This window comes from Bradyrhizobium manausense (assembly GCF_018130615.1).
GTDB classification, from domain to species: domain Bacteria; phylum Pseudomonadota; class Alphaproteobacteria; order Rhizobiales; family Xanthobacteraceae; genus Bradyrhizobium; species Bradyrhizobium manausense_A.
This window is the reverse complement of the sequence record NZ_JAFCKB010000026.1, coordinates 91,681-117,541: the sequence shown is the minus strand read 5'-3', so window position 1 is coordinate 117,541 and position 25,861 is coordinate 91,681. Positions and strand designations below refer to the sequence as shown.

At 64.0% G+C, this 25,861-nt stretch carries 25 protein-coding genes; 9 read left to right on the top strand and 16 right to left on the bottom strand.

The genetic code is table 11. The features are described from left to right. Positions 1–120 precede the first annotated feature (120 nt). Positions 121–846: a metallophosphoesterase family protein gene (locus JQ587_RS33260; RefSeq protein ID WP_212428155.1), complete on the bottom strand. Its 726-nt coding sequence runs from the start codon at positions 844–846 to the stop codon at positions 121–123. 368 nt (positions 847–1,214) lie between these two features. Here JQ587_RS33260 and JQ587_RS33255 point away from each other — a divergent pair, with 368 nt between their 5' ends. Next, complete coding sequence (locus tag JQ587_RS33255; protein WP_212428154.1) at positions 1,215–2,288, top strand: TauD/TfdA family dioxygenase; 1,074 nt, start codon at positions 1,215–1,217, stop codon at positions 2,286–2,288. 97 nt (positions 2,289–2,385) lie between these two features. Here JQ587_RS33255 and JQ587_RS33250 read toward each other — a convergent pair whose 3' ends face one another. Then, positions 2,386–2,625, bottom strand: a complete 240-nt coding sequence (locus JQ587_RS33250) for a hypothetical protein (RefSeq protein WP_212297540.1) — start codon at positions 2,623–2,625, stop codon at positions 2,386–2,388. 240 nt (positions 2,626–2,865) lie between these two features. After that, on the bottom strand, positions 2,866–3,102 hold the full coding sequence (locus tag JQ587_RS33245) for a DUF3551 domain-containing protein (RefSeq protein ID WP_212297541.1): 237 nt from the start codon (positions 3,100–3,102) through the stop codon (positions 2,866–2,868). Positions 3,103–3,339: 237 nt separating this feature from the next. On the opposite strand from JQ587_RS33245, the gene JQ587_RS33240 reads away from it, so the two are divergent. Next, complete coding sequence (locus JQ587_RS33240; protein ID WP_212297542.1) at positions 3,340–3,648, top strand: hypothetical protein; 309 nt, start codon at positions 3,340–3,342, stop codon at positions 3,646–3,648. Positions 3,649–4,241: 593 nt separating this feature from the next. Here JQ587_RS33240 and JQ587_RS33235 read toward each other — a convergent pair. Next, positions 4,242–4,451 carry a YodC family protein gene (locus tag JQ587_RS33235; protein WP_212297543.1) on the bottom strand — a complete coding sequence of 70 codons (210 nt, stop codon included), beginning with the start codon at positions 4,449–4,451 and terminating at the stop codon, positions 4,242–4,244. Between the two features lie 227 nt (positions 4,452–4,678). Here JQ587_RS33235 and JQ587_RS33230 point away from each other — a divergent pair, with 227 nt between their 5' ends. Then, on the top strand, positions 4,679–5,896 hold the full coding sequence (locus JQ587_RS33230) for a serine hydrolase domain-containing protein (protein WP_212428153.1): 1,218 nt from the start codon (positions 4,679–4,681) through the stop codon (positions 5,894–5,896). A gap of 153 nt (positions 5,897–6,049) precedes the next feature. Here the strand turns inward: JQ587_RS33230 and JQ587_RS33225 are convergent, their stop codons facing one another. The 5 genes from JQ587_RS33225 to JQ587_RS33205 all read right to left on the bottom strand — a co-directional run bounded on the left by JQ587_RS33225 (position 6,050) and on the right by JQ587_RS33205 (position 9,290). After that, entirely contained in the window at positions 6,050–6,802 is a 753-nt protein-coding gene (locus JQ587_RS33225) for an HAD family hydrolase (protein WP_212297545.1), read from the bottom strand. Next, complete coding sequence (hemF, locus tag JQ587_RS33220; RefSeq protein WP_212428152.1) at positions 6,793–7,680, bottom strand: oxygen-dependent coproporphyrinogen oxidase; 888 nt, start codon at positions 7,678–7,680, stop codon at positions 6,793–6,795. The genes JQ587_RS33225 and hemF overlap by 10 nt, the downstream gene beginning before the upstream one ends. Before the next feature lie 119 nt (positions 7,681–7,799). Then, entirely contained in the window at positions 7,800–8,165 is a 366-nt protein-coding gene (locus JQ587_RS33215) for a 6-pyruvoyl trahydropterin synthase family protein (protein WP_212428151.1), read from the bottom strand. A 14-nt stretch (positions 8,166–8,179) separates the two neighbouring features. Beyond that, positions 8,180–8,812 carry a 7-carboxy-7-deazaguanine synthase gene (queE, locus tag JQ587_RS33210; protein ID WP_212297548.1) on the bottom strand — a complete coding sequence of 211 codons (633 nt, stop codon included), beginning with the start codon at positions 8,810–8,812 and terminating at the stop codon, positions 8,180–8,182. Positions 8,813–8,831: 19 nt separating this feature from the next. Further along, positions 8,832–9,290, bottom strand: coding sequence for a tRNA (cytidine(34)-2'-O)-methyltransferase (locus JQ587_RS33205; RefSeq protein ID WP_212297549.1), 459 nt, complete (start codon positions 9,288–9,290; stop codon positions 8,832–8,834). Between the two features lie 279 nt (positions 9,291–9,569). On the opposite strand from JQ587_RS33205, the gene petA reads away from it, so the two are divergent. The 6 genes from petA to JQ587_RS33175 all read left to right on the top strand — a co-directional run bounded on the left by petA (position 9,570) and on the right by JQ587_RS33175 (position 16,837). Beyond that, on the top strand, positions 9,570–10,100 hold the full coding sequence (petA, locus tag JQ587_RS33200) for a ubiquinol-cytochrome c reductase iron-sulfur subunit (protein WP_212297550.1): 531 nt from the start codon (positions 9,570–9,572) through the stop codon (positions 10,098–10,100). A 62-nt stretch (positions 10,101–10,162) separates the two neighbouring features. Next, entirely contained in the window at positions 10,163–12,226 is a 2,064-nt protein-coding gene (gene fbcH / locus JQ587_RS33195) for a cytochrome b/c1 (RefSeq protein WP_212428150.1), read from the top strand. A gap of 239 nt (positions 12,227–12,465) precedes the next feature. Continuing rightward, positions 12,466–13,140: a dienelactone hydrolase family protein gene (locus JQ587_RS33190; protein WP_212297552.1), complete on the top strand. Its 675-nt coding sequence runs from the start codon at positions 12,466–12,468 to the stop codon at positions 13,138–13,140. A gap of 83 nt (positions 13,141–13,223) precedes the next feature. Further along, on the top strand, positions 13,224–13,832 hold the full coding sequence (locus JQ587_RS33185) for a hypothetical protein (RefSeq protein WP_349629548.1): 609 nt from the start codon (positions 13,224–13,226) through the stop codon (positions 13,830–13,832). Positions 13,833–14,056: 224 nt separating this feature from the next. Then, positions 14,057–16,222, top strand: coding sequence for an anthranilate synthase component I (locus JQ587_RS33180; protein ID WP_212428149.1), 2,166 nt, complete (start codon positions 14,057–14,059; stop codon positions 16,220–16,222). Between the two features lie 75 nt (positions 16,223–16,297). Next, positions 16,298–16,837, top strand: a complete 540-nt coding sequence (locus tag JQ587_RS33175) for an adenine phosphoribosyltransferase (RefSeq protein ID WP_212297555.1) — start codon at positions 16,298–16,300, stop codon at positions 16,835–16,837. 16 nt (positions 16,838–16,853) lie between these two features. Here the strand turns inward: JQ587_RS33175 and JQ587_RS33170 are convergent, their stop codons facing one another. The 7 genes from JQ587_RS33170 to smc form a co-directional block, all read right to left on the bottom strand. Then, positions 16,854–17,186 (bottom strand): GIY-YIG nuclease family protein, encoded by a 333-nt coding sequence (locus tag JQ587_RS33170; protein ID WP_212428148.1) that lies wholly within the window; start codon positions 17,184–17,186, stop codon positions 16,854–16,856. Positions 17,187–17,316: 130 nt separating this feature from the next. After that, the gene (locus JQ587_RS33165) at positions 17,317–17,985 is read right to left on the bottom strand and encodes a hypothetical protein (protein ID WP_212428147.1); all 669 of its coding nucleotides are present in this window, start codon (positions 17,983–17,985) and stop codon (positions 17,317–17,319) included. Positions 17,986–18,045: 60 nt separating this feature from the next. Continuing rightward, positions 18,046–18,798: a P-loop NTPase family protein gene (locus JQ587_RS33160; protein WP_212297558.1), complete on the bottom strand. Its 753-nt coding sequence runs from the start codon at positions 18,796–18,798 to the stop codon at positions 18,046–18,048. Positions 18,799–19,004: 206 nt separating this feature from the next. Next, positions 19,005–20,252, bottom strand: coding sequence for a M48 family metallopeptidase (locus tag JQ587_RS33155; protein WP_212428146.1), 1,248 nt, complete (start codon positions 20,250–20,252; stop codon positions 19,005–19,007). Between the two features lie 142 nt (positions 20,253–20,394). Next, positions 20,395–20,955 (bottom strand): LemA family protein, encoded by a 561-nt coding sequence (locus tag JQ587_RS33150; RefSeq protein WP_212297560.1) that lies wholly within the window; start codon positions 20,953–20,955, stop codon positions 20,395–20,397. 139 nt (positions 20,956–21,094) lie between these two features. Further along, the gene (locus JQ587_RS33145) at positions 21,095–22,072 is read right to left on the bottom strand and encodes a small ribosomal subunit Rsm22 family protein (protein ID WP_212428145.1); all 978 of its coding nucleotides are present in this window, start codon (positions 22,070–22,072) and stop codon (positions 21,095–21,097) included. Positions 22,073–22,182: 110 nt separating this feature from the next. Further along, positions 22,183–25,647, bottom strand: coding sequence for a chromosome segregation protein SMC (gene smc, locus JQ587_RS33140; RefSeq protein ID WP_212428144.1), 3,465 nt, complete (start codon positions 25,645–25,647; stop codon positions 22,183–22,185). Between the last annotated feature and the right edge of the window lie 214 nt (positions 25,648–25,861).

Below are 25,861 nucleotides of genomic sequence, written 5' to 3'. Positions count from 1 at the left end.
AACAGCCGTCCCGACAGCCAGTGGTTGTATCACAATATTCCGATACCGGCAATTCGGTGAACGCAGGACCATCTGCGCCATCGACATGATGGCCGACAGAACGCCCGCCGCCTCCTCGATTCATGCGTATTGTTGAATGAGCCAGTCGCGCAGGGGATTGGTGGTCTGAGCCAAGCTCTCCTGCAACGCGTTCTTGTCGAGCGGCACGCGATACAGGGCGGCGCCGACGACACCACTTGCCTCTTCAACGACAGCGTATTCCGCATGAGCAAGGATCGTTGGACGGGCTCCCGCAACATACTCCTTGAAGGGCATGCCAACACTGCCCACGTTCAATACAAGGCGACCTCGATGCTGTCGCAGCATCTGTACATGGGTGTGGCCGCCAGCCATTACTATTGCCTGCCGCTCTTCAAGTATCGTGTCCAATAGCTCGGGAGGGGTGGTCGCGAGAATGTCTTCAACGTTTGACCGGGGCGACCCGTGGTAGAGCAGCATCGAACCCAAACCGAGCGGAAGCTCGGCAATAGGCTTGAAGGTTCTGAGATAGTCGAAACTCTCCCTGGACAGCTCCTCCCTGCACCAATCGATGGCGTCGATGACGGGCGCTGCTTGCGTGTATGCCTTGACCAACCCGGGCTCCAACAGGAAGGCGTCGTGATTGCCCATGATGCACGGACAATTCAGCTCGCCGAGAAGATCAATAGTCCTTTGGGGAGCTGATCCCAATGTGGCAACGTCGCCCAGGCAAACAATCTGATCGACGTCGTGTCTCCTGACGTCGTCGAGCACGGCGCGAAGAGCTACGTGGTTGCCGTGGATGTCGGAGAGCAGTGCGATCCGCATTGGGTCCTTCGCAGTCGAAGCGGGTTGTTTGGAGGGATTTGGCAAACTATATCAACCAGTGCGGGAATCCCCAAGTGCAGCAATAAAACCTGCGTGGAATCTTAAGTCGCCGATGGGATCGTCTGTGTGGTTTGCGCACCGAGCATTCCAAATGCATGAGTCGGGTCGTGGCTCTTCCGCGACGTCCGGCGATGTCCGTGGGGGCATGGATCATTTCGTTTGCGTTGCGGCGCACATTTCGATGTTCAACGATTGCCTCCAATTGGCCCGCGCATTGGGCCTGGCCTCGTTGCAAACAAGCAGTCCGCACAATATCGTCGCGTGCTCGACGTCCACTCTGACGACCAATCTTCTCAGGAACCAACACCATGAACGTCGTCTCAGTGCCCAGCAGGATCGATCGCCCTTCGGGAAAGATCGACATCCCATCTGCCTGGCTGGGCGCGGAGATGAAGGCCAATCCGGATCGGTGGCTGATATCGCTGACTGCCGGCGAGATCGCGGAGCTCGAGAACGCGGCTGAATCCTATCTGGGTCGAAGCAGGAAAATCGCCGAGATCACGAAGCAGAGCTTTCCGCTTCCTCATTTCGGCGCGCATCTGGAAGGGCTCAAGACAAAGCTGCTGACCGGCCTCGGTTTCGAAGTGATCCGCGGCCTCCCGGTGGCAAAATACAGCCAGGAGTTTGCCGCTACGATATTCTGCGGGGTGGGCGCGCATCTGGGATCGGCGCGGTCCCAGAATGCAGCGGGTCACATTCTCGGCCACGTCCGCGACACCGGCGCCGATGCGAGGGATCCGAACACCCGGATTTATCAGACCTCGGAACGGCAGACGTTCCATACGGATTCGTCGGACGTGGTTGGGCTGTTGTGCATTCGCGAGGCGATGGAAGGAGGAGATTCTCTCCTTGTCAGCACGTCGACGATCTACAACGCCATGTTCGACAGGCGTCCCGACCTTGCTGCTCTCTTGTTCGACGCAATCGCGACCGACCGGCGCGGCGAGGTGCCGGAGAACGAAAAGCCATATCTCGAAATCCCGGTCCTGAATTGGCATGCAGGATTCCTGACCGGGTTCTATCAGCGCCAGTATATCGACAGCGCGCAGCGCTTTCCCGATGCGCCGCGACTGACGCCGGCTCACATCGAGGCGCTCGATCTGTTCGATGAACTCGCAAATGACGCCACGCTGCATTTCGGCATGCGGCTTCAGCCGGGCGACATGCAGTTCGTCTACAATCATGCCCTGTTGCACGATCGAACCGGATTCCGCGACTGGCCCGATGCCAACCAGAAGCGTCATCTGTTACGCCTCTGGCTCAGCATGCAAGGTGACCGGCCGCTGCCGGATTGCTTCAAGCAGCGCTATGGGTCGATCGAGATCGGCAACCGCGGTGGCATCATCACCAGGGGCACCAGCCTGAACGTGCCGTTGGATTGATCGCCGGATTCAGACGACATCGCGCGCTGGGGCGGCCCCGATGGCATCACCGGCGAGACGGACGTGAGGTGCTGGCCCCAAGCACGGGCCCAAGCGTCTACGGGCCGTGCAAGCTGTTCAGAAACCGCTCCTTTTCGCCGGGCGCATAACCCTGGCAAGCGCCAAAATACGGTTCAGGTTTGTCGCAGTCCGGGGTGCCGGACCGGTCTTGGAGCGGCGGGCGAGATGGCGCGTAAGCAAAGCTCGACGCGAGAGGCTTGTGCCGGTGATGCAGCGGCGCGGCGTTCGCAACGCCGCACAGGGCGATCAAAAGGCTCAAAGCCAAAATGGAACGCATCGCTTTTCTCCAGCTGCCCCTTGTCTCCTCAATTAAGGCTCGGCTGCAGAGTCCCAACGGGTGTCGGCTTCACGACCGGTCACATCCCCGGCATCAGGGACCCTCGTGGGGCGAGCGATCGTGCGGTTTGGCAAATGTCGCCCGTCAACATCGCAGGCTGGTTGTCGGGCGTATGACCAGCCAGTCCGTATGTGGAAGTCGTCGTTGGCCGAGATCCAGCGATATCGGCTATTACGCCGTTCAGCGCGTTCGGGGCTGCGGAGCTTGCTGCTGCTTGAACCTCACGCGCGGATTTACATCGCAATAGGTATTCCACCGCCCGGACGCCGAGGCCAAACATTGTTCTCGCGTTGAATACATGCACTCGCCGGTCACGCCGATATGTCCGCCAAAGACGCACCACGGATAGTCTCGCTCCGCGTGTGCAGCCGGGGCAAGTCCCGCGATCATGATGATAACCAGCACGACGCTTCGCATGGGATCCTCCATCACGTCAGCCAGACGTGGGATATGGCTAACGAACAGCAGCCTCGACGGCAAGGACCAATCCGGCGTCACACAACATTGGACTTGCTGATGCTGGATCCAACGCGGGCGCCGGCGGGACCAATATATCGCGAGCACATGCAGATTGTTCACGTCTGCACTGGCAGCGGCGATTGGAACGGGATGGGCCGCGAGCGATTGAGGTCAATCCAATGACAGGAGAAAGCTATGACGATTGCAAAGACCCTGGGATTCGCCGCAATTGCGATCGCGGCGACCGGCGTATCCAGTGCGAGTTTCGCAGGGCCGGGACCCTGCACCAGCTCGAAGGGCATGGCGGTGGGCATCGAGGGCCCGGCCATGAACGGTGGTCAGCGAATGGCTGGCGTGGGTAACTGCCGTCACGGGAGATGGCGGAACAGCTACGGCTACTATCGCGGACCGGTCGACAGCTCGTACGGCTATGACGACCGCGGTTACGGCTATCCACACGAGCAACCCGGCGTCAGCATCGACGTCGGTCCGGGCCGCTGGTAGCGAACCGACGCAGGATGAGAATCAAGGACCGCCGGTTGGCGGTCCTTGTCTTTTTGGCGATGCGATCGGCGTTCGCGCGCATGGGAGTGGCGGATCGAGCGCATTGCCGCAGTCATGGCAGCCTTTACATGCTCCACAAGCTGCTGAGAAATCGATCCTTTTCGCCAGGTGCGTAACCCTGACAAGCGCCGAAATAGGGCTCAGGCTTGTTGCAGTCCGGCGTGCCGGACCGGTCTCGGCGCGGCGACTGAGCTGGCGCGTAGGCAAAGCTCGAAGCGCCCTGATGGGAGCGCACAGCAGCGTGCCGATGGGTATGATGGGCCGGCGCGGCATTCGCAACGCCGCACAGCGAGATCAAAAGGCCCAAGGAAAGGCCCAAGAAAAGACCTAAGGCGAGAACGGAACGCATCGCTTTTCTCCAGATGCCTCCGTTCTCAGTTTAGCGCTCGGCGACGCAGCCCGAACAGATATCGGCTTCATGACTGGTCACATCCCCGTGTCCGCTATCGCGCCGTCGTTGGCAGCGAACCGGACATCTCGTGCCGGAGCCGGATACGCCAAGCTGGCGAATGAGGATGCGGGCTCAGGCAAGGCTATTCGTCGTCCTCCTCCTCGTCTTCTTCGTCCTCATCATCGTGATCTTCTTCGACCTGGATGAGCGTCGCGAGCGGCAGCGTCTCGCGGAAGAGATCGCCTTCCATGCCCATCCAGAGGCAGAGCACGTCCTCGCCCTTGACCTCCGCGACGGTCAATGGCTGGCCGCCCGATTTCAGCATGACGATATCGCCGGCTTTCAATTCCATGGATTGTCCTTTCGAGTTGGTCGATCCGCACCACAGCTAGCAATTTGTCATGACACGCCGAACACGGGGGAGGGGGCGTGAGTCATTCGGCCCGGGCGTCTCCCCAGCACCCGCACCTTGACGCGATTGTCGCTGACGGCCGCTTCTTCGCGTTCGAGTCCGTGGTCCGGTTTGGCAAATCAATCTATTGCGGCTCGCTTTCCCGTTCCGACATGCAAGGGGCCGCAATGGACATCGTCGCAATCGAGACCGCAATCAAACGCTACGTCGATGCCGGCGAGGTTGCCGGCGCGGCGATGCTTGTCCGGCGAGGTGGCGAGACGCAGACCATTTGTGTCGGATTGCGCGATATCGAGGCCCGGCGCCCCGTCGAGAGAGATACCATCTTCCGCATCGCGTCGATGTCCAAGCCGATCATTTCGACGCTGGCGCTCATGTTGCTCGAGGACGGCAAATTCGCGCTGGGCGATCCGATTACGCGCTGGGCCCCGGAATTCTCGGCGATGCGCGTGCTGGGCTCTCCCGAAGGTCCGCTGAACGAGACGGAGCCGGCCGGGATGCCGATTACGTTCGAGCATCTGCTGACCCATCGCTCCGGACTGACATACAGCGACTTTCATCGGGGGCCGATCGCGGCCGCCTATCGCGACATGCTCGGTGGCGACATCGACAATGAACTGTCGCCGAACGCGTGGATTGCGCGCCTGGCCGGGCTTCCGCTGATCGACCAGCCCGGGCGTCAGTTCCACTACGGCAAATCCACCGATCTGCTCGGGCTGTTGATCGAGCGTATCGCGGATGCACCGCTGGCAGATGTCCTGAAGCGCCGAATCTTCGTTCCGCTCGGAATGACGGATACCGGCTTCAGCGTTGCCGCGACGAATGAGGGGCGGCGTGCCGGATTGCACGGATTCGATGCACAAGGTCGCCTCACGACGCTGCCATCCGTTCCCGGCGGACACGCACACGCCGAACGGCCGGCGAGCATGACATTCGTGTCCGGCGGTCAGGGTCTATGGTCGACGCTCGACGATTATCTCGCATTCGCGCGGATGTTCGCCGAGGGCGGAGCCGTCGACGATGTCCGCCTGCTGCAGCCGGGCACGTTGTCGATGATCGCAACGAACCAGCTCACCGATCATCAGCGTTCCACAGCTCGCATGCTCGGATTGCCGCTGTTTGCGCGGGGGCACGGATTTGGCTTGGGGGTCGCTGTGGTGATGGAGCCGGATCAAGCCGACCCTGTCAGATGCGGGGGCGGCAAGGGGGCGGTCGGCTGGCCGGGCGCATATGGCGGCTGGTGGCAGGCCGATCCGAACGACGGCTCGGTCATGATCTTCCTCGCTCACAACATGGTGCAACTGGAGCAGCTCGCGCAGGGGATCGGACTGGGCGTGTGGAGCGCAATCAGCGACTTCCAGTCCATCGGCTCGCGCCTGAGGTGAAACCGTTCGCCGGCGGTCTGCACTACCCTCGCAAGCATCCCGACGATGGCATCATGCGCCTGTTTTGCCCGACGGGTCAACGGATTTTCGTAAAATCCGTAAAGACCCGATTTTGCAGCAACCCGCTACGGTGCATGGGGTTGTTTTCGAGATTCAGCCCGGCACCAGCTCGGTCAGCGAGCGGATGATGCGATCGGGCTTGACGGTGGAACCTTCAGGCAGGCCGTCGCCGTGCGCGTCGAGCCAGACCGCATAGATGCCGAGGCGCTGCGGTGTCACGACTTCCCATTCCAGATTGTCGCCGATCATCCAGGTGTCCGCAGCGGTGACACCGAGCGCTTCCATCGCGTGCAGATAGGCGCGCTCTTCCGGCTTGCCGAAACCGTGCTCGCCCTCGATCTGGATATGATCGAAGCGATGGGTCAGCTCGAAGCGCTCGACCTTGGCACGTTGCATGTCGGCGGCACCGTTGGTGACCAGCGCGAGCTTGACGCCGTGTGCCTTGAAGGCGTCGATCGCATCATGCGCGCCGGGGAAAACGAAGATCGCTTCCTCGCGATAGGTGGTGAAGCGGTCGGCGAGGCGATCCGCGAGATCATCGGAGAGCGGATGATGGCCGTTGGCGGCGAGCGCAGCAAAGCCGCCACGCACCGTGAGCCGCCGCGCCTCGCCGAGCTTCATCCGCCACGCGGCCTCCGCGGTCGACCAGAACTGCCGCGCATAGGCCAGCACGGCCATGGCGACCTGTGGCGGCGGCAGCGGCGCAAGCTCCTCGGCGAATTCTTCCGCGATCGTGTTCCAGGCGATCTCGGGCCGGCCATAGGCCGACAGGATGGTGTCGTCCATGTCGATCAGCATGGCGCGCGGGAGCGGCTTTACGGCGGGCCTCATCGTCGTCATGGCCATTTCACCTCCGGCGGCAGCGACGACAGGATCGAGTCCACATTGCCGCCGGTCTTGAGCCCGAAAATGGTGCCGCGGTCATAGAGCAGATTGAACTCGACATAGCGGCCGCGGCGGATCAACTGCTCCTCGCGGTCTTCTGCGGTCCAGGCGCTCGCGAAATTGCGCCTGACGAGTTCGGGGTAGATCTTCAGGAAGGCGCGGCCGACATCCTGGGTGAAGGCGAGGTCGGCCTCCCAGTCGCCGCTGTCGTGCCAGTCGTAGAAGATGCCGCCGATGCCGCGGGCCTCTTTCCGGTGCGGCAGATAGAAATACTCGTCGCACCACGTCTTGTACTTGTCGTAATCGGCAACGCCGTTGGGCCCTGTGCAGGCCTCTTTCATCGCGGCGTGGAAGGCGAGCGTATCTGCATCGTCCTGCGTGCGCCTTCGGTCGAGCACTGGCGTCAGATCGGCGCCGCCGCCGAACCAAGCCTTGGTGGTGACGACGAAGCGTGTGTTCATGTGCACGGCCGGCACGTGCGGATTGCGCATGTGGGCGATCAGCGAGATGCCGGAGGCCCAGAAGCGCGGATCCTCCGCCGCGCCCGGAATCTGCGCGCGAAACTCTGGCGCGAACTCGCCGTGCACCGTCGAGCAGTGCACGCCGACCTTCTCGAACAGGCGGCCCGACATCATCGACATCACGCCGCCGCCACCGGCCGCGCCGCTATGATCGGTGCGCTGCCAGGGCGTGCGCACGAATCGGCCGGCCTCGCCGGGATAGAGGCTCTGCGGCGCGCCATCCTCGAGCCGCTCGAAGCTCGCGCAGATGTCGTCGCGCAGATGCTCGAACCAGCTGCGGGCGCGGGTCTTGCGGTCTTCGATTGTTGTGGCGTCCATCTTCTATTCCCGAACGAACCTGCCGCAGGGTGGGCAAAGGCGCCCTCGCGCCGTGCCCACGATCTCTCTCCGTCATCTCGAATGGTGGGCACGCTCCGATTAGCCCACCCTACGAAATCTCACTCTTGCGGACCGTAAAAGGTGCAGCTCTCGTTGCAACTGTCGCGGTGGATGCTGACGCGGGTGAGCTTGCCGATATGGGCGAGCCGTTCCCAGACGAAGCGCGACAGGTTCTCCAGCGTCGGTGTGCCCAGCGCCTCGATCTTGTTGAGGAACTTGTGGTCGAGCATCAAGCGCACGTCCTCGATCGCGCGCTGCAGCAGGCCGAGATCGACCACCATGCCGGTCGCAGGGTCGGGCGTGCCGCGGACCGTCACCTCGGCGCGGAAGGAGTGGCCGTGGATCTCTTCGCTCGCCGCGCCAAAGGTCGTCCCCTTCAGCGTATGCGCCGCCTCGAAGCGGAACGATTTCGTCAATTCCCACATCTGTCCGTTCAGTCCTATCTGATGCCGAGCGATTTATGCGTCTGCACGCTCAGCCGCCATTGCGGATGGCGCAGGCAATAGTCGATCGCGCGCGCGGTGTTTTGAGCGACCTCGGGCCCGTCCATCGGCTGCAGCGAGAAACGCTCGAAGGCGAGGCCCTCGAAAGCTTCCGGTGCGGCGAGCGCCTGCGGATAGACCAGCTTCAGCTCGTGGCCGCGACGGAGCACCAGCTCGCTGCCGCCCTTGGGGCTGACGCAGATCCAGTCGAGCCCGTCAGGCGCGGCGACCGTGCCGTTGGTCTCGACGCCGATCTCGAAGCCGCGGCCATGGAGCGCTGCGACCAGGGCGGCATCGACCTGCAGCAGCGGCTCGCCGCCGGTCAGTACCACATAGCGGTTGGAGGTCGACCCGGTCCATTGCGCGGCGATGGTGTCGGCGAGTTCCGCCGCCGTGGCGTAGCGGCCGCCGAGCGTGCCGTCGGTGCCGACGAAATCCGTATCGCAGAACTGGCAAGTCGCCCCGCTGCGGTCGGCCTCGCGGCCGCTCCAGAGGTTGCAGCCGGCAAAACGGCAGAAGACCGACGCGCGCCCGGCATGGGCGCCTTCGCCTTGCAGGGTCAGGAAGATTTCCTTGACCGCGTAGCTCACTGGTCTCTCCTCGTCATATTCAAACGTGCGGGTTCCGGACCTGCCGGAGCGCTTCGCCTGCGGCCATCGCCGCGCTCATGGCGACATTGAGCGACCGCAGCCCGGGCGTGATCGGGATCACCAGCCGCGCATCGGCGGCTTCGACCACCGCATCGGTGACGCCGGCGCTCTCGCGCCCGAATAGCAGGATGTCGGACGTCTGGTAACGGAAATCGCGGTAGTCGGTGGCGGCCTTGGTGGTGAACAGCAACAGCCGGTAGCCGTGTGCCGCCCGCCACTCCTCGAATTTCGACCAGGAATCGTGCCTGGCGATGCTGACATGGTCGAGGTAATCCATTCCCGCCCGGCGGAAATGCCGATCGGAGACCGGGAAACCGGCGGGTTCGATGATATGGGCGGCGATGCCCAGGCAGGCGCACAGGCGGAGAATCGTGCCGGTGTTCTGGGGGATGTCGGGTTGGAAAAGTGCGATTTGCATGGGCGGTGGCGGGTCTGTTGAGGGCCGGAAATGTCTCAATAAAACATCGCTGGCCGCGGAATTCGTGCATTGCACGCTCCCGCGCCGTTAGCGGGCTTGCGCTCGCCCTGCAAGGGTGCCAATAGAACGATTCTGGACTGGTGTTTTCGCCTTGTTTTGGCGCGGACAAGTGAAGTTCTGCCGCCGCGGGGGGCCGCGGGCGCCGGCAGCACTGTTCCGGGGACCTTGGGGGCTCCCGGAGCGGTTCCACCGGACGCATAAGAAGAAAGGGTTGGAATCGTGACGACAGCGTCTTCGGCGGACCATCCGACACGCCGTGATTTCTTATTCGTTGCAACGGGGGCAGCTGCAGCAGTAGGGGGCGCGGCTGCGCTCTGGCCCTTTATCTCCCAAATGAATCCGGACGCCTCGACCATCGCCGCCGGTGCGCCGATCGAGGTCGATCTGAGCCCGGTCGCCGAGGGGCAGGACATCAAGGTGTTCTGGCGCGGCAAGCCGATCTACATCAGCCACCGCACCAAGAAGCAGATCGACGAGGCGCGCGCCGTTCCCGTGGCGAGCTTGCCCGATCCGCAGTCCGACGAGGCCCGGGTCAAGTCCGGCCACGAGCAGTGGCTGGTCGTGATCGGCATCTGCACCCATCTCGGCTGCATCCCGATCGCCCATGAAGGCAATTACGACGGGTTCTTCTGCCCTTGCCATGGTTCGCAGTACGATTCGTCCGGCCGCATCCGCCAGGGGCCCGCGCCCGCGAACCTGCCGGTGCCGCCGTACCAGTTCGTTTCCGACACCAAAATCCAGATCGGCTGAGCCTCGGACCCGCGTCCGAAGCTTCGCGCCGTCTCGTCGTCTTATTTCCTCAGGATCGCATCATGAGCGGACCATCCGACTACCAGCCGAGCAATCCGGCCCTGCAATGGATCGAGCGGCGCCTGCCGATCATTGGTCTCATCCATTCCTCCTTCGTCGTCTACCCCACCCCGCGCAACCTGAACTACTGGTGGACCTTCGGCGCCATCCTCTCCTTCATGCTGGGGATGCAGATCCTGACCGGCGTGATCCTGGCGATGCACTATACGCCGCATGCCGATCTTGCCTTCAAGTCGGTCGAGCTGCTGGTCCGTGACGTCAATTACGGCTGGCTGCTGCGCAACATGCATGCTTGCGGCGCGTCGATGTTCTTCTTCGCGGTCTACGTCCACATGCTGCGCGGCCTCTATTACGGCTCCTACAAGGAGCCGCGTGAGGTGCTCTGGATTCTCGGTGTCATCATCTACCTCCTGATGATGGCGACGGGCTTCATGGGCTACGTGCTGCCGTGGGGCCAGATGAGCTTCTGGGGCGCCACCGTCATCACCAATCTGTTCTCCGCCATTCCTTATGTGGGCGAAAGCATCGTGACGCTGTTGTGGGGCGGCTATTCGGTCGGCAACCCGACGCTGAACCGCTTCTTCTCGCTGCACTACCTGCTGCCATTCCTGATCGCGGGCGTCGTCGTGCTCCACGTCTGGGCGCTGCATGTTGCCGGTCAGAACAATCCTGATGGCGTCGAGCCGAAGACGGAAAAGGACACGGTGCCGTTCACGCCGCACGCGACCATCAAGGACGGGTTCGGCGTCGCCTGCTTCCTGCTGCTCTACGCCTGGTTCATCTTCTACATGCCGAACTATCTCGGCGACGCCGACAACTACATTCCGGCGAACCCGGGGGTGACGCCGCCGCACATCGTGCCGGAATGGTACTACCTGCCGTTCTACGCGATCCTGCGCTCGATCCCGAACAAGCTCGCGGGCGTGATCGGGATGTTCTCGGCGATCATCATCCTGTGCTTCCTGCCTTGGCTCGATAGCGCCAGGACCAGGTCGTCGAAGTACCGTCCGCTGGCCAAGCAGTTCTTCTGGATCTTCGTCGTGGTCTGCATCCTGCTCGGCTATCTCGGCGCGCAGCCGCCGGAAGGCATCTACGTGATCGCCGGCCGGGTCCTGACGGTCTGCTACTTCGCCTACTTCCTGATCGTGCTGCCGCTGCTCTCGCGTATCGAGACGCCGCGGCCGGTGCCGAACTCGATCTCGGAGGCGGTTCTCGCCAAGAGCGGCAAGGCCGTGGCCTCGATCGCGGTCGCGCTCGTGGCGGCCGGAGCGCTGTTCGTCGGCACCCTGCAGGATGCCCGCGCCGAGGAAGGCGGCACCAAGCCGCCGGGCAACAGCTGGTCGTTCGCGGGCCCTTTCGGCAAATATGACCGCGGTGCGCTCCAGCGCGGCCTGAAGGTCTACAAGGAAGTCTGCTCCAACTGCCACGGCCTGTCCTACATCGCCTTCCGCAATCTCGCGGAAGCCGGTGGTCCCGGCTATTCGACGGCACAGGCGGCGGCCTTCGCCTCCGACTACAAGATCAAGGACGGTCCGAACGACGCGGGCGACATGTTCGAGCGCCCGGGCCGGCCCGCGGACTACTTCCCCTCGCCGTTCCCGAACGAGCAGGCCGCGCGTGCGGCGAACGGCGGCGCGGCGCCACCCGACCTGTCGCTGATCACCAAAGCGCGTTCCTATGGCCGCGGCTTCCCGATGTTCATCATCGACTTCTTCAGCCAGTATCAGGAGCAGGGCCCGGACTACGTCTCGGCGGTGCTCCAGGGCTTCGAGGAGAAGGTGCCGGAAGGCGTGACCATCCCGGAAGGCTCGTACTACAACAAGTACTTCCCGGGCCATGCCATCAAGATGCCGAAGCCGCTCAGCGACGGTCAGGTCACCTATGACGACGGCTCGCCGACGACGGTCGCGCAGTATTCCAAGGACGTCACCACGTTCCTGATGTGGACAGCCGAGCCGCACATGGAAGCGCGCAAGCGCCTCGGCCTCCAGGTGTTCGTGTTCCTGATCCTGTTCGCGTTCCTGATGTACTTCACCAAGAAGAAGGTCTGGGCCGACTCGCATTGAGCGGCTTGAGATGAGACGAAAATGAAAAGGCCCCCGCGAGGGGGCTTTTTTGTTGTCGTCATTCCGGGGCGATGCCCAGCATCGAACCCGGAATCCATTCATCTGCTCATTCTGAGGCCCGATGGATTCCGGGCTCGCGCGGTCGCGCCCCCCGGAATGACGAGAGTGTGGATTGCCTCGCGCCCTCCCACCCGCCAAAATACCGCAACCTCTCCCCCAGAAACGCGTCGGAGGACACCATGGGAACCGTCATCACCTTCAAGCGCCCGGACGGCAAGGATGCCTCGGGCTATCTTGCGAACGCCGCACGCGGCAATGCGCCGGGCGTGGTCGTGATCCAGGAATGGTGGGGCCTGTCGGACCAGATCAAGGGCCTGTGCGACCGCTTTGCGCTTGCCGGCTTCGATGCGCTCGCGCCGGATCTCTACAAGGGCAAGGTGGTGCCGTATCACGACACGGACGCTGCCGGCAAAGAGATGAACTCGCTCGACTTCATGGACGCCACCACGCAGACGGTGCGCGGGGCCACGCAATATCTGTCGCGCAACGGCGCCAAGGTCGGGCTCACCGGCTTCTGCCTCGGCGGCGCCGTCACCATCATTGGCGCGGTCCATGTGCCGGAGCTCGCCGCCGGCGTCGTGTTCTACGGCATCCCGCCGGAGCAGGCCGCCAAGCCCGCCGACGTCAAGATCCCGCTCCAGGCCCATTTCGCCAACAAGGACGATTGGTGCACGCCCGATCTGGTCAACGGCTTCGAAAAGGCCATGAAGGCCGCCGGCAAGTCGCTCGAGCTGTTCCGCTATGACGCCGAGCACGCCTTCGTCAACGAGCAGCGCCAGGCCGTGCACGACCGCGAAGCCGCCGAGCTCGCCTGGGGCCGGGCGACGGAGTTTTTCAGGAAGCATTTGGGGTGAAACGCAGAGGCGCGCTGATGCGAGCACGCGGCCGTGCGTTGACGAGCTGAGGGGCACGTCTTTTGATTGAAGGATTGAGAGCCGTGCCTGTCAGGAGCGCCTTCGTCAGTGCCGGGCGATGGACCATTGCCCTGTGCAGTTGTTTGTTCTTTGTGATTGCGCATGCTCGGGCCGAGCCGGCATTTGTGACGATGCAGGGGGACTCAAATAATCCGGCTTGGTGGGTTGGCGCCGAATTCCATCCGTTCACGACCGAGGTTCGCGGTATTCCCGTGAGCCAGATACGAAAGAACTGGTGCAAGGCGACCGAATTTCGCAAGGATCTCATCCCGAGGGAGTGGCTGGTCGACACGAAAGGCGTCGACCAAATGCTGGCAGCCGGGATGTCGTTCGCGATCGAAGGGCATTTCGATGGTTCGGCGTCGAAGCAAGTCGCCTTGGTGGGCGCCTATGAGGACTGCGCTGGCAAGAAGGGCAGCTTTATCCTGATCCTGGATCAACCTGCGGACGGCAAAACCAAGATCAGATTTGTGAATGCCGTGCAGACGGATCATCAATTCGGCGCGCTCCAGAAGGGGAAGGACAACACGATTGTCGTCTGGTCATGCATGGAGTGTGATGGCAGCTCGGTCCTTAAATGGGATCGCAAGAAGCGCAAATTCGACTGGTTGCCGGAGCCGGAGGAACAATAGGGGGCTACCGCAGTCCGCCCGCCCTTGACGCCGTCCCCGCGCCATGGTGAGTATCCGGCCCATGAGCACCGCAGCCTGCCCATCCCGTCGTTGGTGGCGCACCTCCTAAGAGGTGGCCGGTGCGATTTGTTTTCCCAAAATCGTCTGAGGTCGCCAGCACAGCGCGGCGGCCTGATCGTTTGTCCTGTGTGGCGTTTCCTCGGCAAGTTTCGTAAGAGGACGACATGAATAGGACAGTCTTTGCCCTCCCGGCCAGAAGCGATTACGTCACCCGCGGCGGTCTCGCGATCACGCGCGTGGCCGAACAGTTTACCGGCGGCGCCTCCAGGCTCGACGATCTCGTCAGCCTGCTCGATCGTCGACGCGGCGTGGTGCTGTCCTCCGGCACCACCGTCCCCGGGCGCTACGAGAGCTTCGACCTGGGCTTTTCCGATCCGCCGCTCAAGCTCGAAACCGTCGGCATCAATTTCAAGCTCGAAGCGCTCAACGCACGCGGCGAGGTGCTGATCGCCTTCCTCGCTGACGTCCTGCGCGAGCCCTGCGTGGTGATCTCCGAGAAGACCGCCACGCGGCTTGCCGGTCACATCATCCGTGGCGACGCGCCGGTCGAGGAAGACCAGCGCACGCGACGCGCCAGCGTGATGTCGCTGGTGCGCGATCTTATCGCTGCCTTCTCCGCCAATGACGACGGGCTGCTCGGCCTGTTCGGCGCCTTCGCCTACGACCTCGTGTTCCAGATCGAGGACCTCGTGCAGAAGCGCTCGCGCGAGCAAGACCAGCGCGACATCGTGCTCTACGTCCCCGATCGCCTGCTCGCCTACGACCGTGCCACGGGGCGCGGCGTGGTGCTCAGCTACGATTTCGCCTGGAAGGGAAAATCGACCGAAGGCTTGCCGCGCGAGACGGCCGAGAGCCCGTATGTGAAGACGGGGCGCCAGGGTTTTGCCGATCACGCGCCCGGCGAATATCAGGCGACGGTCGAGACCGCACGCGCGGCCTTCGCCCGCGGTGATCTCTTCGAGGCCGTGCCGGGTCAGCTGTTCGCCGAGCCCTGCGACCGTTCGCCGGCCGAAGTGTTCCAGCGCCTCTGCGTCATCAACCCGTCGCCCTATGGCGCGTTGATGAATCTCGGCGAAGGCGAATTCCTCGTCTCCGCCTCGCCGGAAATGTTCGTGCGCTCCGATGGACGGCGGGTCGAGACCTGCCCGATCTCGGGCACGATCGCGCGAGGCACCGATGCGATCGGCGATGCCGAGCAGATCCGCCAGCTCCTGAACTCGGAGAAGGACGAGTTCGAGCTCAACATGTGCACCGACGTGGATCGCAACGACAAGGCGCGCGTCTGTGTTCCCGGCACGATCAAGGTCTTGGCACGGCGGCAGATCGAGACCTATTCAAAGCTGTTTCACACCGTCGATCATGTCGAAGGTATGCTGCGCCCCGGCTTCGACGCGCTCGACGCTTTCCTCACCCATGCCTGGGCCGTGACGGTAACAGGCGCGCCAAAACTCTGGGCGATGCAGTTCGTCGAGGATCACGAACGCTCGCCGCGGCGCTGGTATGCCGGCGCGATTGGTGCGGTGAACTTTGACGGCAGCATCAATACCGGCCTCACCATCCGCACCATCCGCATGAAGGATGGCCTCGCCGAGGTGCGTGTCGGCGCCACCTGTCTGTTCGATTCCGATCCCGCTGCGGAGGACCGCGAATGCCAGGTCAAGGCCGCGGCGCTGTTCCAGGCGCTGCGCGGCGATCCGCCGAAACCGCTGTCGAGCTTCGCGCCGGATGCCACCGGTTCGGGCAAGCGCGTGTTGCTGATCGACCATGACGACAGTTTTGTGCATATGCTCGCCGACTATTTCCGCCAGGTCGGCGCCGAGGTCACCGTGGTCCGCTATGTGCATGCGCTCGCCATGCTCAAGCAGAAGAGGTGGGATTTGCTGGTGCTGTCGCCCGGTCCGGGGCGCCCGGAGGATTTCGGGATCAAGAAGACGATCGACGCGGCGCTGGAGAACAAGCTGCCGGTGTTCGGCGTCTGTCTCGGCGTGCAGGCGATCGGCGAATATTTCGGCGGCGAGCTCGGTCAACTCACCCATCCCGCGCACGGTCGGCCCTCGCGGGTCCAGGTGCGCGGCGGGCGCCTGATGCGCAATCTGCCGAACGAAATCGTCATCGGCCGCTATCATTCGCTCTTTGTCGAGCGCGATAGCATGCCGGACGTGCTCAGTGTCACCGCCAGCACCGAAGACGGTGTCGCCATGGCGCTGGAGCACAAGACCCTGCCGGTTGCCGGCGTCCAGTTCCACCCGGAATCGCTGATGTCGCTCGGCAACGAGGTGGGCTTGAAGATTGTCGAGAATGCGTTCCGGCTGGGTGCCGGGACGAATTAAGTGCATGTTTTATACTTATCATTCCGGGTTAGGCTCTTCGAGCCGTCCCGGAATGACAGCTGACATGGGATACAAATGACCTTTGACCACGACCTGAAGGCGAGCGTCCGTACCATCGCCGACTATCCCAAGCCGGGGATCATGTTTCGCGACATCACCACGCTGCTGGCGGATGCGCGCGCGTTTCGCCGCGCGGTCGATGAGTTGGTCAATCCCTGGGCCGGCAACAAGATCGACAAGGTCGCGGGCATGGAGGCGCGCGGTTTCATCATCGGCGGCGCGGTGGCGCATCAGCTCTCGGCCGGCTTCGTGCCGATCCGCAAGAAAGGCAAGCTGCCGCACACCACCGTGCGCATCGCCTACTCGCTCGAATACGGTATCGACGAGATGGAGATGCATGTCGATGCGATCCAGCCTGGCGAGCGTGTCATCCTGGTTGACGATCTCATCGCCACCGGCGGCACCGCGGAAGGCGCGGTCAAGCTACTGCGCCAGATCGGCGCCAATGTCGTCGCTGCCTGCTTCATCATCGACCTGCCCGATCTCGGCGGCGCCGCCAAGCTGCGCGCCATGGACGTGCCGGTGCGCACGCTGATGACGTTCGAGGGGCACTGATGCCGGCTAGCGATCGTCAGATCGCGTCGGCCTTCAGCTCGGCCCGCCAATGCAGCGCGCGCTCCTTCAGCAGCGCGTTCCTGACATAGGCATTGTCCTCGTCCCCCAGACGTTCGCATTCGCCAAACGTCAGGCCGGCCTCGCCATGCGCGTTCCAGGCGGCCTGGAGGCTGCGGCAGGGGTGGCCGCCTTGGCGCAGGGTGAACCAGATGCGGTTCTGGATGGTCTCGAGGTTCGGGGCCTGGCCGACCCAGGCCTCGCGTGAGGCCGCACAGCGGACCACAAAGATGCCCGCGATGGTCTTCCGCTCCTTGTAGGCGGTGGTGGCTGCTTTCCGGTCGATGCTCACGGGGAGGTGCCTCGCTGGGACGCTGTTGCCCAGTCCCTGTAACGGCAGGGATGCACCGAGTCAATATTATCCGGGTAAAATAATCTTCAGTCATTCCGGGCTCGCGACTTCGTCGCGCCCCGGAATGACGTTAAGAGCGTTGCAGGATCAGGCTGAGCTCGAGTTCGCGGAACGCGAGGTAATTCCGGCGGGTCCACTGGTGCAGCTCGGTCGAGGAATCCTTCTCCTGGCGCAGGTAGCCGGTGAAGGAGAAGCTCAGCCGGTCGATATAGGTCTTGAGAAAGCCGGGCAGCGCCGGCAGGCGGAACAGCCGGCCGCCCGCCATCGCGGGCGGCAGCTCGCCGCGGATGACGAACTCGTTGTCCACCGTGATCAGGTTCATCCGCGGGATCTGCTGACGCAGCATCTCATGGGCACGGGCCGAGACGCGGTCGGTGTCGGCGACGAACAGGATCTGTGGTGCGACGTGCCGGCGCGCCGCCTCCTTGAGCAGGCCGATCTCGTCGGTCATCTTGAAGAACTCGTCGAAGGCGTGGAAGCCGAGGTCGATGATCTTGGCAAGCCCGTCATCGACGATGACGCGATCCATCAGCTGCATCTTGCCGTAGGTATCGATCACGTCAGCGGTTTCGGTGATCCGCGGCAGATAGTCGAGCAGCGAGGGCTCCTTCAAATTGACGTCGAAGGCCGCGACGTTGCCGTTCTTGAGAAGCAAGAACTCGCTCAACAGCCGCGCCAGCAGTGTCTTGCCGACCTGCGGGCGGGGCGAACAGATGATGTAGAGGGGCGTCGCGGACATCGACAGCTATATCAGGCCAACTTACCGCCCAATCCAGCCGTATCAGCCCGGCCTTCGCAACTATTTTTCGCTGTTGCGGGTGACCGGTTTCGAACCGACGATGTCGGTCAGCCGGATCCGGTCGAACTCGCTCCAGACGTTCGCCAGCCAGTGCCGGACATAGCCGCGCAGCACGAAGGAATAGTTCGCAGCCTCGTCGTTGATGCCCTTGTTGGCGACGAATTTCAGGAACGGGACGGACGATACCTCGACCTGTTCATAGGCCATTTCGTTGAGCTTCGGGATGGTCAGCTCGGTCGCGTCCTTGATGCGGTGAAAGTAGGAATTGTAGGTGGCCTGGTCCCACTGGAAGAACTGGGTGTCGTTGATGAAGTTCTTCACCAGGAAATATTTTGCGCCGCTCATGAAGCCGGCCGTCTCCGCGATCTCCTCGAGCGAGGCGATCGAGGGTCCGAGGATGTGGAACACGGCGAAGGTGATCTGCCCGGCCTTGGCGGCGTCGAGGAAGCCGATGTCGCGGAGCGAGGCCAGTGCGGGCGAGAGCAGGCCGGCGCGCACGTCGATCACGGTCACCGACGGGCTCACCGCGTTGAGCGTATCGAAGATCTTCATCTGGTCGGCCGTCGTCGTCATGTCGACGATTTCGGTGATCTCGGGGTGGAAGCGCTTCAGCGTTCCCCGCGGCGACTCCGTGTCGAACGCGCGGGTCGGCACGTTGTTGGCGGAAAAATAATCGAGCAGGGTGCGCGAAACCGTGGTCTTGCCGACCCCGCCCTTGTCCGCGCCCACCACAACCACTGCCGGCTTTGCCATTGCTGTCCCCTAACGCGCGCCCCCGATCGCGAGGTCGCAATCGGCCGGGCCCCAAATCGATGTCCCAAGGATGTCCCAAGTCTGCTGTTGGGCGCGAACATGGCAGAAACAAGGGAGAATTCAAATCTCCGGCACAGGCCAGCGGCAATTCTCGCAGTTTTTCCCAAATGTTGTGAAACCGCCTCGAGACGAGACAGATTGAACGCTTAGTGGCGGCCCCAAGGTCCGATGGGATTCCCTATCGGACCCAGCGGATTACCGGCCGCGGTTCCGGCGGAGCTCGGTGCGGGCACGGGCGGCGGACCGGGCGGGTTGTTGCCCGCATCGTTCCACGGGCCATGCGGGACCGGAGGAGAGGCCTTCTGCTGGTCTGCCTGTGCCTCGGGCTCGTCGGTCTCGGGCTGGTCCGTCTCCTCGGCGGGCGGCGGCAGCGGACCGGGATCATGGCCGCCGGCGAACTTGACCAGCGCGTCGACGCGGGACTGCACGGAAGGGTGGGTTGCGAACAGATCGGCAAAGCCTTCGCGCGGATTGTCGAGGCAAAGCTCCATCACCGCGGAGGTCGCGCCCGGTAATTCGCCGCGGCCTTCGATCTTGCGCAGCGCCGAGATCATGGCATCGGGATTTTTGGTCAGCTCGACCGACCCGGCATCCGCCAGGTATTCGCGCGAGCGTGACAGCGCGAGCTTGACGACTTGCGATACCAGCCAGGCCACCACGATCAGCACGACCGCGATGATGATGACCACGACGGCACCGCCACCGGAATTCTTGTTGTCGCTGGAGGACGAGGACGACCGCGACGACGAGGAAGAGCCCGACGACCACGATCCGCCACCGGAGCTCCAGCTCAAATTTGTGAACAGCCGGAAGAACAATTCGCCGAAGAAGCCCACCACACCGGCGATGATGACGGCGACCACCATCAGCTGCACGTCGCCGTTCCTGATGTGGGTGAGCTCGTGGCCCAGCACAGCCTCGATCTCCTGATCGTTCAGCGCGTCCAGAAGACCCGTGGTGACGGTCACGGCATATTGCCGCGGATTGAGGCCGGTCGCGAACGCGTTCAGCGCCGGTGAGTCCATGATCTTCAGCTTCGGCATGGTGATGCCGCGCGAGATGCAGAGGTTTTCCAGCAGATTATAGAGCCGCGGCTCTTCCTGCCGGGTGACGTCATGGCCGCCGGTCACCGCGTCGATCATCGACTGATGGAAGAAATAGGCGATGATGATCCAGGCGACCGCGGCAACGGTCGCAAAGGGGAAGGCGACGATGAGGTCGTGGAAGGCGCGGCTCAGATAATAGACGACCGTGCCATTGCCGTTGATGATGACCTCGGCGACCAGCGCGCCGGCATAGACCAGCACATAGACCAGCGCGAACAGGCCGGCGAGCAGCAGCATCGAACGAAACTTGTTCGAGGCGATGTGCGTGTAGAGACCATACGCAGCCATGACTGCTCCCGTTTAACCACTGTCATTCCGGGGCAGGCCGGAGGCCTGAACCCGGAATCCAGAGATTGGTGATCTCGACGGGATTCCGGGTTCGATGCTGCGCATCGCCCCGGAATGACAGGATCTGTTGCCCAAGCTCAGATCAGAACTTCACCTGAGGCGCGGCCTCGACCTCGGTGCGGCTGGCGCCGAGATCGAAGAACTCCTTCTTGGTGAAGCCGAACATGCCGGCGAACAGGGCGGCGGGCATCTGCTGGATGCCGGTGTTGTATTCCTGGACCGCGTTGTTGAAGAAGCGGCGGCTCGCCGCGATCTTGTTCTCGAGGTCGGAGAGCTCGGATGCGAGCTGCTGGAAATTGGCGTTGGCCTTGAGGTCGGGATAGGCCTCCGACAGCGCGATCAGCCGGCCAAGCGCGCCGGAGAGCTGGTTCTCGGCGGCGGACACTTGTGCCGGACCCTGCGCCGACATCGCCGAATTGCGTGCCTTGATGACGTCGTCGAGCGTGCCGCGCTCGTGCGAGGCATAGCCCTTCACGGTCTCGACCAGGTTCGGGATCAGGTCATGACGCTGCTTGAGCTGCACGTCGACATCGGCGAAAGCCTGGCCGACGCGCTGGCCCAGCGCCACCAGGCGGTTGTAGGCGCTGAAGGCGAACAGCACGAGGACGACGATGACGCCGAGAACGATCCAGCCGGTCGACATGGAGAACTCCTGAAGGGGGAAGAAGGCGGGCGCAGACTAGACCAAATTGGCGCAGGGCGAGAGCCCCGGCGCAGAAGGAAGGTAAGACTTGGTCGGAACAGGAACCATCCGAGTTCAAGGCAAAAGCCCTGAACGGGGGTTAACTTTCGGCAATCACGGCATCGCCCCAGCGCCAGCGACGGGCGCTTGCATAGGCGGCCTTGTCGCGGCGGGCGATCTTGGCCAGCTCGACGCTTTGCGCGGTGCAGAGCTTGGCCGTGATCTCGGCTTTGCCGACATCCGGCGGCGCCAGCACGCGCGCGGCGCGCGTTGCAGGCGGCGTGCGGGTCAACGCGACGTAAATGAAGCGTTCGTCCTCGAACGGCACCTCGGCGCCCTTGATCTGACGGTGTGCTTGGGAGCGCGGCAGGCGCTGCGAGAAATGGCACCAGTCCGGCGCGGTGAGCGGGCAGGGCTTTTCGTGCGGGCAGGGCGCTGCGACGAACGCGCCGGCCGCGATCAGCTGCTGGCGCAGCGCGAGGATGCGTCCGTATCCGGCGGGCGTGCCGGGCTCGATCACGACCAGCGCGTGGCGCGCCTTGGCCCATATCGCCTCGGCGAGCTTGCGCTGATCGGCCTCACTGATCTCGCCGATGACGTAGCTGGCGATGACGAGATCGGCCGGCGAGGCCTCGGCGAGGTTGGTGGCGGCATCGCCCGGCAGATAGCGGCACTCCGCGAGGCGCGTGCTGTCGCGCGCGAGTTCGAGCGCGAGCCGGCTCAGCGTGGCGTTGGCGTCGAGCAGGGAGAAATCCTGCAGCGACGGGAAGGCCTCCGCCGCAGCCCAGCTCGCGGTGCCGGGACCTGCGCCGACGTCGAGCAACGTCTCCGGGGCAAGGGTTGGCGCGATCTCGCTCAGCGCATTCAGGCTCGCGGCCACGGCGGCGTAGGTCGCCGGCATGCGCGCGAGCGCATAGGCGAGCGCGTCGGCCTCCGACTTGATCGTACCGGAGCCGCCGCCGGCGCGATAGGTGGTCGAGATTTTCTGCGATCGCTGTGCGGCGTCGGTGCGGGAGAAGCCCTGGAGCTTGCCGTCGAGCGCTGCTTTCAGTTCAGGCGGGAGGTTGGGTGAGATCATGTTTTCTCACCGTCATTCCGGGGCGCGCGAAGCGCGAACCCGGAATCCAGAGATTGTGGAACGAGATTCCGGGTTCTCGCTTCGCGCGCCCCGGAATGACGCCAAAAATATCACGCCACGTTCTGGTCGAGGATGTCCACCGCCTCGGCCAAGCTCACCGACACGAGTTGCGAGACGCCACGCTCGGCCATGGTGACGCCGAACAAGCGGTTCATCCGCGCCATCGTGATCGGATTGTGCGTGATGATGATGAAGCGCGTGTCGGTCGAGCCGGTCATCTCGTGCAGCAGGTTGCAGTACCGCTCGACGTTGTGGTCGTCGAGCGGCGCGTCGACTTCGTCCAGCACGCAGATCGGCGAGGGGTTGGTCAAGAACACCGCGAAAATCAGCGCCATCGCGGTCAGCGCCTGCTCACCGCCCGAAAGCAGCGACAGCGTCTGCGGCTTCTTGCCCGGCGGCTTGGCGATGATTTCGAGGCCGGCTTCCAGCGGGTCGTCGCTCTCGATCAGGTGCAGCGCGGCTTCGCCGCCGCCGAACAGCTCGACGAACAGGCGCTTGAAGTGGTTGTTGACGACCTCGAACGAGGTCAAGAGGCGCTCGCGCGCTTCCTTGTTGAGGCTCTGGATGCCCTGGCGCAGCCGCTTGATGGCCTCAACCAAGTCGTCGCGTTCGGTGACCAGACCCGTATGCTGGGTCTCGACCTCGCGCAGCTCTTCCTCGGCGCGCAAATTGACGGCGCCGAGGCGCTCGCGGTCGCGGCGCATCTTTTCGAGATCTTCCTCGATGTCGTGCAGCGGCGGCAGCTCGGCGCCGGGCTCGATCTCGGCAAGGCCCGCAACGGCCTGCGGCTCGACTTCGAGCATGTCGCGGATTTCGCGCTCGATGTCCTCGAGCCGGCGCCGCGCGCCTTCCATGCGCTCCTCGGCGCGGGCGGTGGCTTCGCGGGAGCTGGAGAGCGCTTCAAGCGTCAGCTTGGCGACGCGATCGGTCTCGGCCATGGCGGTTTCCGCGGTGGCGAGCGCGTCGGCGGCCATGCGGCGGTCGTTCTCCGCGTATTCAATCTCGGTGATCAACGCGCTGCGCTTCTCGGCGAAGACGGCAGGCGCGTTCTCGAGTTCGCTGCGCTCGATCGTGAGCTCGGCGATACGGGCCTGGATCGTGTCGATGTGGGAGGCCGCGCTTTCCTTGCGGTTCGCCCACTCGGTACGTTCGGCCAGGATTGCCTGCACGCGGCGGTCGGCCAGCTCGGCCTCGCGCGCCAGCGCCTGCGCCTCGGCGCGGACCTGGGCTGCGATGCGGCGATGGCCTTCGATGTCGCTACGGACGGCGGCGAGACGGGTCTCTGTGTCCTCGCTCGACGGCAGCTCGCTGATGCCGGCCTCGGCATATTCGTAGGCGGCCTCGGCCTCGGCGCGGTCAGCGGCGAGGCGGCTGTGCGCTTCCGACAGCGTCGCCTTGCGCGCGGCGTGGCGGCTGATCTCGCGCTCGGCGGCGGCGTGGCGCTCGCGCGCGACATTCAGCTCGCGCTGCGCGGCACGCATGGCTTCGCGGCTAGCACCCTCGGTGCTCGCTGCCATCTGCAATTCGGACTCGGCATTCTCCAGCGCCGAACGTTTGATCTGCGCGTCGATGCGGGCCTGCTCCAGCTCGTTTTCGATATCGACGAGACGAGCGCGCTCGGCAAGCCGACGTGCAGCGCCTGTCGGGGCGTGAGCGGCGGCGACAAAGCCGTCCCAGCGCCAGACGTCGCCTTCCGGCGAGACCAGCCGCTGGCCGGTCTTGAGCTGCGAAACCAGCTCGGCGCCGCGCTCGCGCGGCACTACGCCGATCTGCGCCAGGCGGCGGGTCAGCTCGGCCGGCGCCTGCACGTGGTCGGCGAGCGGGGTGACGTCCTCGGGCAGCGCCGGATCGCCTTCGGCGTGTCCAACATTGGTCCAGCGCATCGGCGCCGACGGATCGATCGGCGCGTCGAGATCGTCGCCCAGCGCGGCACCGATCGCCTTTTCAAAGCCCTTGTCGACGGTGATGCCGTCGATGATCGGCGGCCAGAGGTTCTTGGTCTCGCCATTGACGATCTTGGAGATCGTGCGCGCCTCGGTGTCGAGCCGCTGCACGCGCTTGTCGGCTTCGACCAGCGGGGAGCGCGAGGATTCCAGGGTCTGGCGGGCGGCAACGTGTGCGGCTTCGCTCGCTTGCGCTGCGGCTTCGGAAGCGGCCAGCGTCTGCTCGGCGGTCTCGACCACTGCGGTCAGCTCGTCGAGATCACCGAAACCGCCGGTATCGGCCGCGAGCTTCTGCTCTTCGGCGGCGACGCTGGCGATCTCCTGGTCGAGGCGGGCCAGCTTGTCGCGGTGGGTGCGGACGTTGGCTTCAAGCTGATTGCGCTTGGCGGTCAAGTCGGCGAGCGCGGTGGTGAGCTCGGCGAACTGCTGCTCGGTTTCGGTCAGCACGGCCTCGGCTTCGCCGACGCGCTCGTCGACGCCGGAGCGCTTCTCGACGCGCGACTTGATCTCTTCCTTCAGCTCGGCATCTTCGGTGTCGAGCCGCTGCAGCGCGACGTCGGCGTCCATGGTTTGTTGTTGAGCACGGGAAATGTCGCCTTCGAACTGCGCGAGGCGGCGCTCGAGCTCGGCGACGCGCTCCTTGGCGCGCTCTTCCTCGCGGTCGAGCAGCTCGCGGGCGTTGGTCAGGCGCTGGAGCCCGGCCGCGGCGCGCGCTTCGGCATCGCGCAGCGCCGGCATTTCGGCAGCGCGGATCGCCTGGATGCGGGCGGCTTCGGCCTGATGCTGGGTGCGCTCGGCCATCTCGCGCACAGCGAGATCGTGAGTCTGGCCGGATTCGTTGACGTCGGCATGGGCGCCGATCCAGCGCAGATGGAACAGCGTGGCCTCGGCCTTGCGGACCTTGGCGGCGACCTCGCGATAGCGCACGGCCTGGCGGGCCTGCTTCTTCAGGCCTTCCATCTGGCCGGAGAGCTGGCCGATCACGTCCTCGACGCGGGTGAGGTTGGTCTCAGCCGCCTTCAGGCGCAGCTCGGCTTCATGGCGACGGGCGTGCAGACCGGCGACGCCGGCGGCGTCTTCCAGCACGCGGCGGCGCTGCTCGGGCTTGGCCTGAATGATCTCGCCGATCTTGCCCTGGTGGACGAGGGCGGGCGAGCGCGCGCCGGTGGCGGCGTCGGCGAACAGGATCTGCACGTCGCGGGCGCGCACGTCGCGGCCGTTGATGCGATAGACCGAGCCGGCCTCGCGCTCGATGCGGCGGGAGATTTCGAGCAGCTGGCTGTCGTTCATCGCCGCAGGCGCGGTGCGATCGGCGTTGTCGATCGTCATCGTCACTTCGGCATGGTTGCGCGCCGGACGGTTGCCGGAGCCGGCGAAGATCACCGCATCCATGTCGGCGGCGCGCAAGCTCTTGTAGGAGGTTTCACCCATCGCCCAGCGCAGCGCTTCGACGAGGTTCGACTTGCCGCAACCGTTGGGTCCGACCACGCCGGTCAAGCCGGGCTCGATGACGAAGTCCGTGGGCTCAACGAAGGACTTGAAGCCGTGAAGGCGCAGGCGGGTGATTTTCATTAGCACGCATCTCTGTTGGCAGGCGCGAATCCCCCTGCCCGGACAATACCATGGAAGGCAATGTCGCTGTCTGGGCGAGTCGCGCGGGGCGCCTCATGCGGCGGACAATGGCCGCGGTGCGCCGCGAGGGCAACCTGCGAAAGCCGCTTTTCCCAAGGGATTTATGCCGGGAAAGATACGGCTTTTGAGATGCGAATCAGGATCTTGACGAGCG

Bases quoted from the DNA above. Each gene is read 5' to 3' on its own strand.
- JQ587_RS33150 (WP_212297560.1), bottom strand. From the start codon at position 20,955: ATGTCGACCGGCTGGATCGTTCTCGGCGTCATCGTCGTCCTCGTGCTG.
- JQ587_RS33240 (WP_212297542.1), top strand. From the start codon at position 3,340: ATGACGATTGCAAAGACCCTGGGATTCGCCGCAATTGCGATCGCGGCG.
- JQ587_RS33230 (WP_212428153.1), top strand. From the start codon at position 4,679: ATGGACATCGTCGCAATCGAGACCGCAATCAAACGCTACGTCGATGCC.
- JQ587_RS33155 (WP_212428146.1), bottom strand. From the start codon at position 20,252: ATGGCTGCGTATGGTCTCTACACGCACATCGCCTCGAACAAGTTTCGT.
- JQ587_RS33245 (WP_212297541.1), bottom strand. From the start codon at position 3,102: ATGCGAAGCGTCGTGCTGGTTATCATCATGATCGCGGGACTTGCCCCG.
- fbcH (WP_212428150.1), top strand. From the start codon at position 10,163: ATGAGCGGACCATCCGACTACCAGCCGAGCAATCCGGCCCTGCAATGG.
- JQ587_RS33175 (WP_212297555.1), top strand. From the start codon at position 16,298: ATGACCTTTGACCACGACCTGAAGGCGAGCGTCCGTACCATCGCCGAC.
- JQ587_RS33260 (WP_212428155.1), bottom strand. From the start codon at position 846: ATGCGGATCGCACTGCTCTCCGACATCCACGGCAACCACGTAGCTCTT.
- JQ587_RS33205 (WP_212297549.1), bottom strand. From the start codon at position 9,290: ATGCAAATCGCACTTTTCCAACCCGACATCCCCCAGAACACCGGCACG.
- JQ587_RS33160 (WP_212297558.1), bottom strand. From the start codon at position 18,798: ATGGCAAAGCCGGCAGTGGTTGTGGTGGGCGCGGACAAGGGCGGGGTC.
- JQ587_RS33190 (WP_212297552.1), top strand. From the start codon at position 12,466: ATGGGAACCGTCATCACCTTCAAGCGCCCGGACGGCAAGGATGCCTCG.
- JQ587_RS33180 (WP_212428149.1), top strand. From the start codon at position 14,057: ATGAATAGGACAGTCTTTGCCCTCCCGGCCAGAAGCGATTACGTCACC.
- JQ587_RS33145 (WP_212428145.1), bottom strand. From the start codon at position 22,072: ATGATCTCACCCAACCTCCCGCCTGAACTGAAAGCAGCGCTCGACGGC.
- JQ587_RS33255 (WP_212428154.1), top strand. From the start codon at position 1,215: ATGAACGTCGTCTCAGTGCCCAGCAGGATCGATCGCCCTTCGGGAAAG.
- JQ587_RS33165 (WP_212428147.1), bottom strand. From the start codon at position 17,985: ATGTCCGCGACGCCCCTCTACATCATCTGTTCGCCCCGCCCGCAGGTC.
- smc (WP_212428144.1), bottom strand. From the start codon at position 25,647: ATGAAAATCACCCGCCTGCGCCTTCACGGCTTCAAGTCCTTCGTTGAG.
- JQ587_RS33225 (WP_212297545.1), bottom strand. From the start codon at position 6,802: ATGGCCATGACGACGATGAGGCCCGCCGTAAAGCCGCTCCCGCGCGCC.
- JQ587_RS33250 (WP_212297540.1), bottom strand. From the start codon at position 2,625: ATGCGTTCCATTTTGGCTTTGAGCCTTTTGATCGCCCTGTGCGGCGTT.
- JQ587_RS33235 (WP_212297543.1), bottom strand. From the start codon at position 4,451: ATGGAATTGAAAGCCGGCGATATCGTCATGCTGAAATCGGGCGGCCAG.
- hemF (WP_212428152.1), bottom strand. From the start codon at position 7,680: ATGGACGCCACAACAATCGAAGACCGCAAGACCCGCGCCCGCAGCTGG.
- JQ587_RS33215 (WP_212428151.1), bottom strand. From the start codon at position 8,165: ATGTGGGAATTGACGAAATCGTTCCGCTTCGAGGCGGCGCATACGCTG.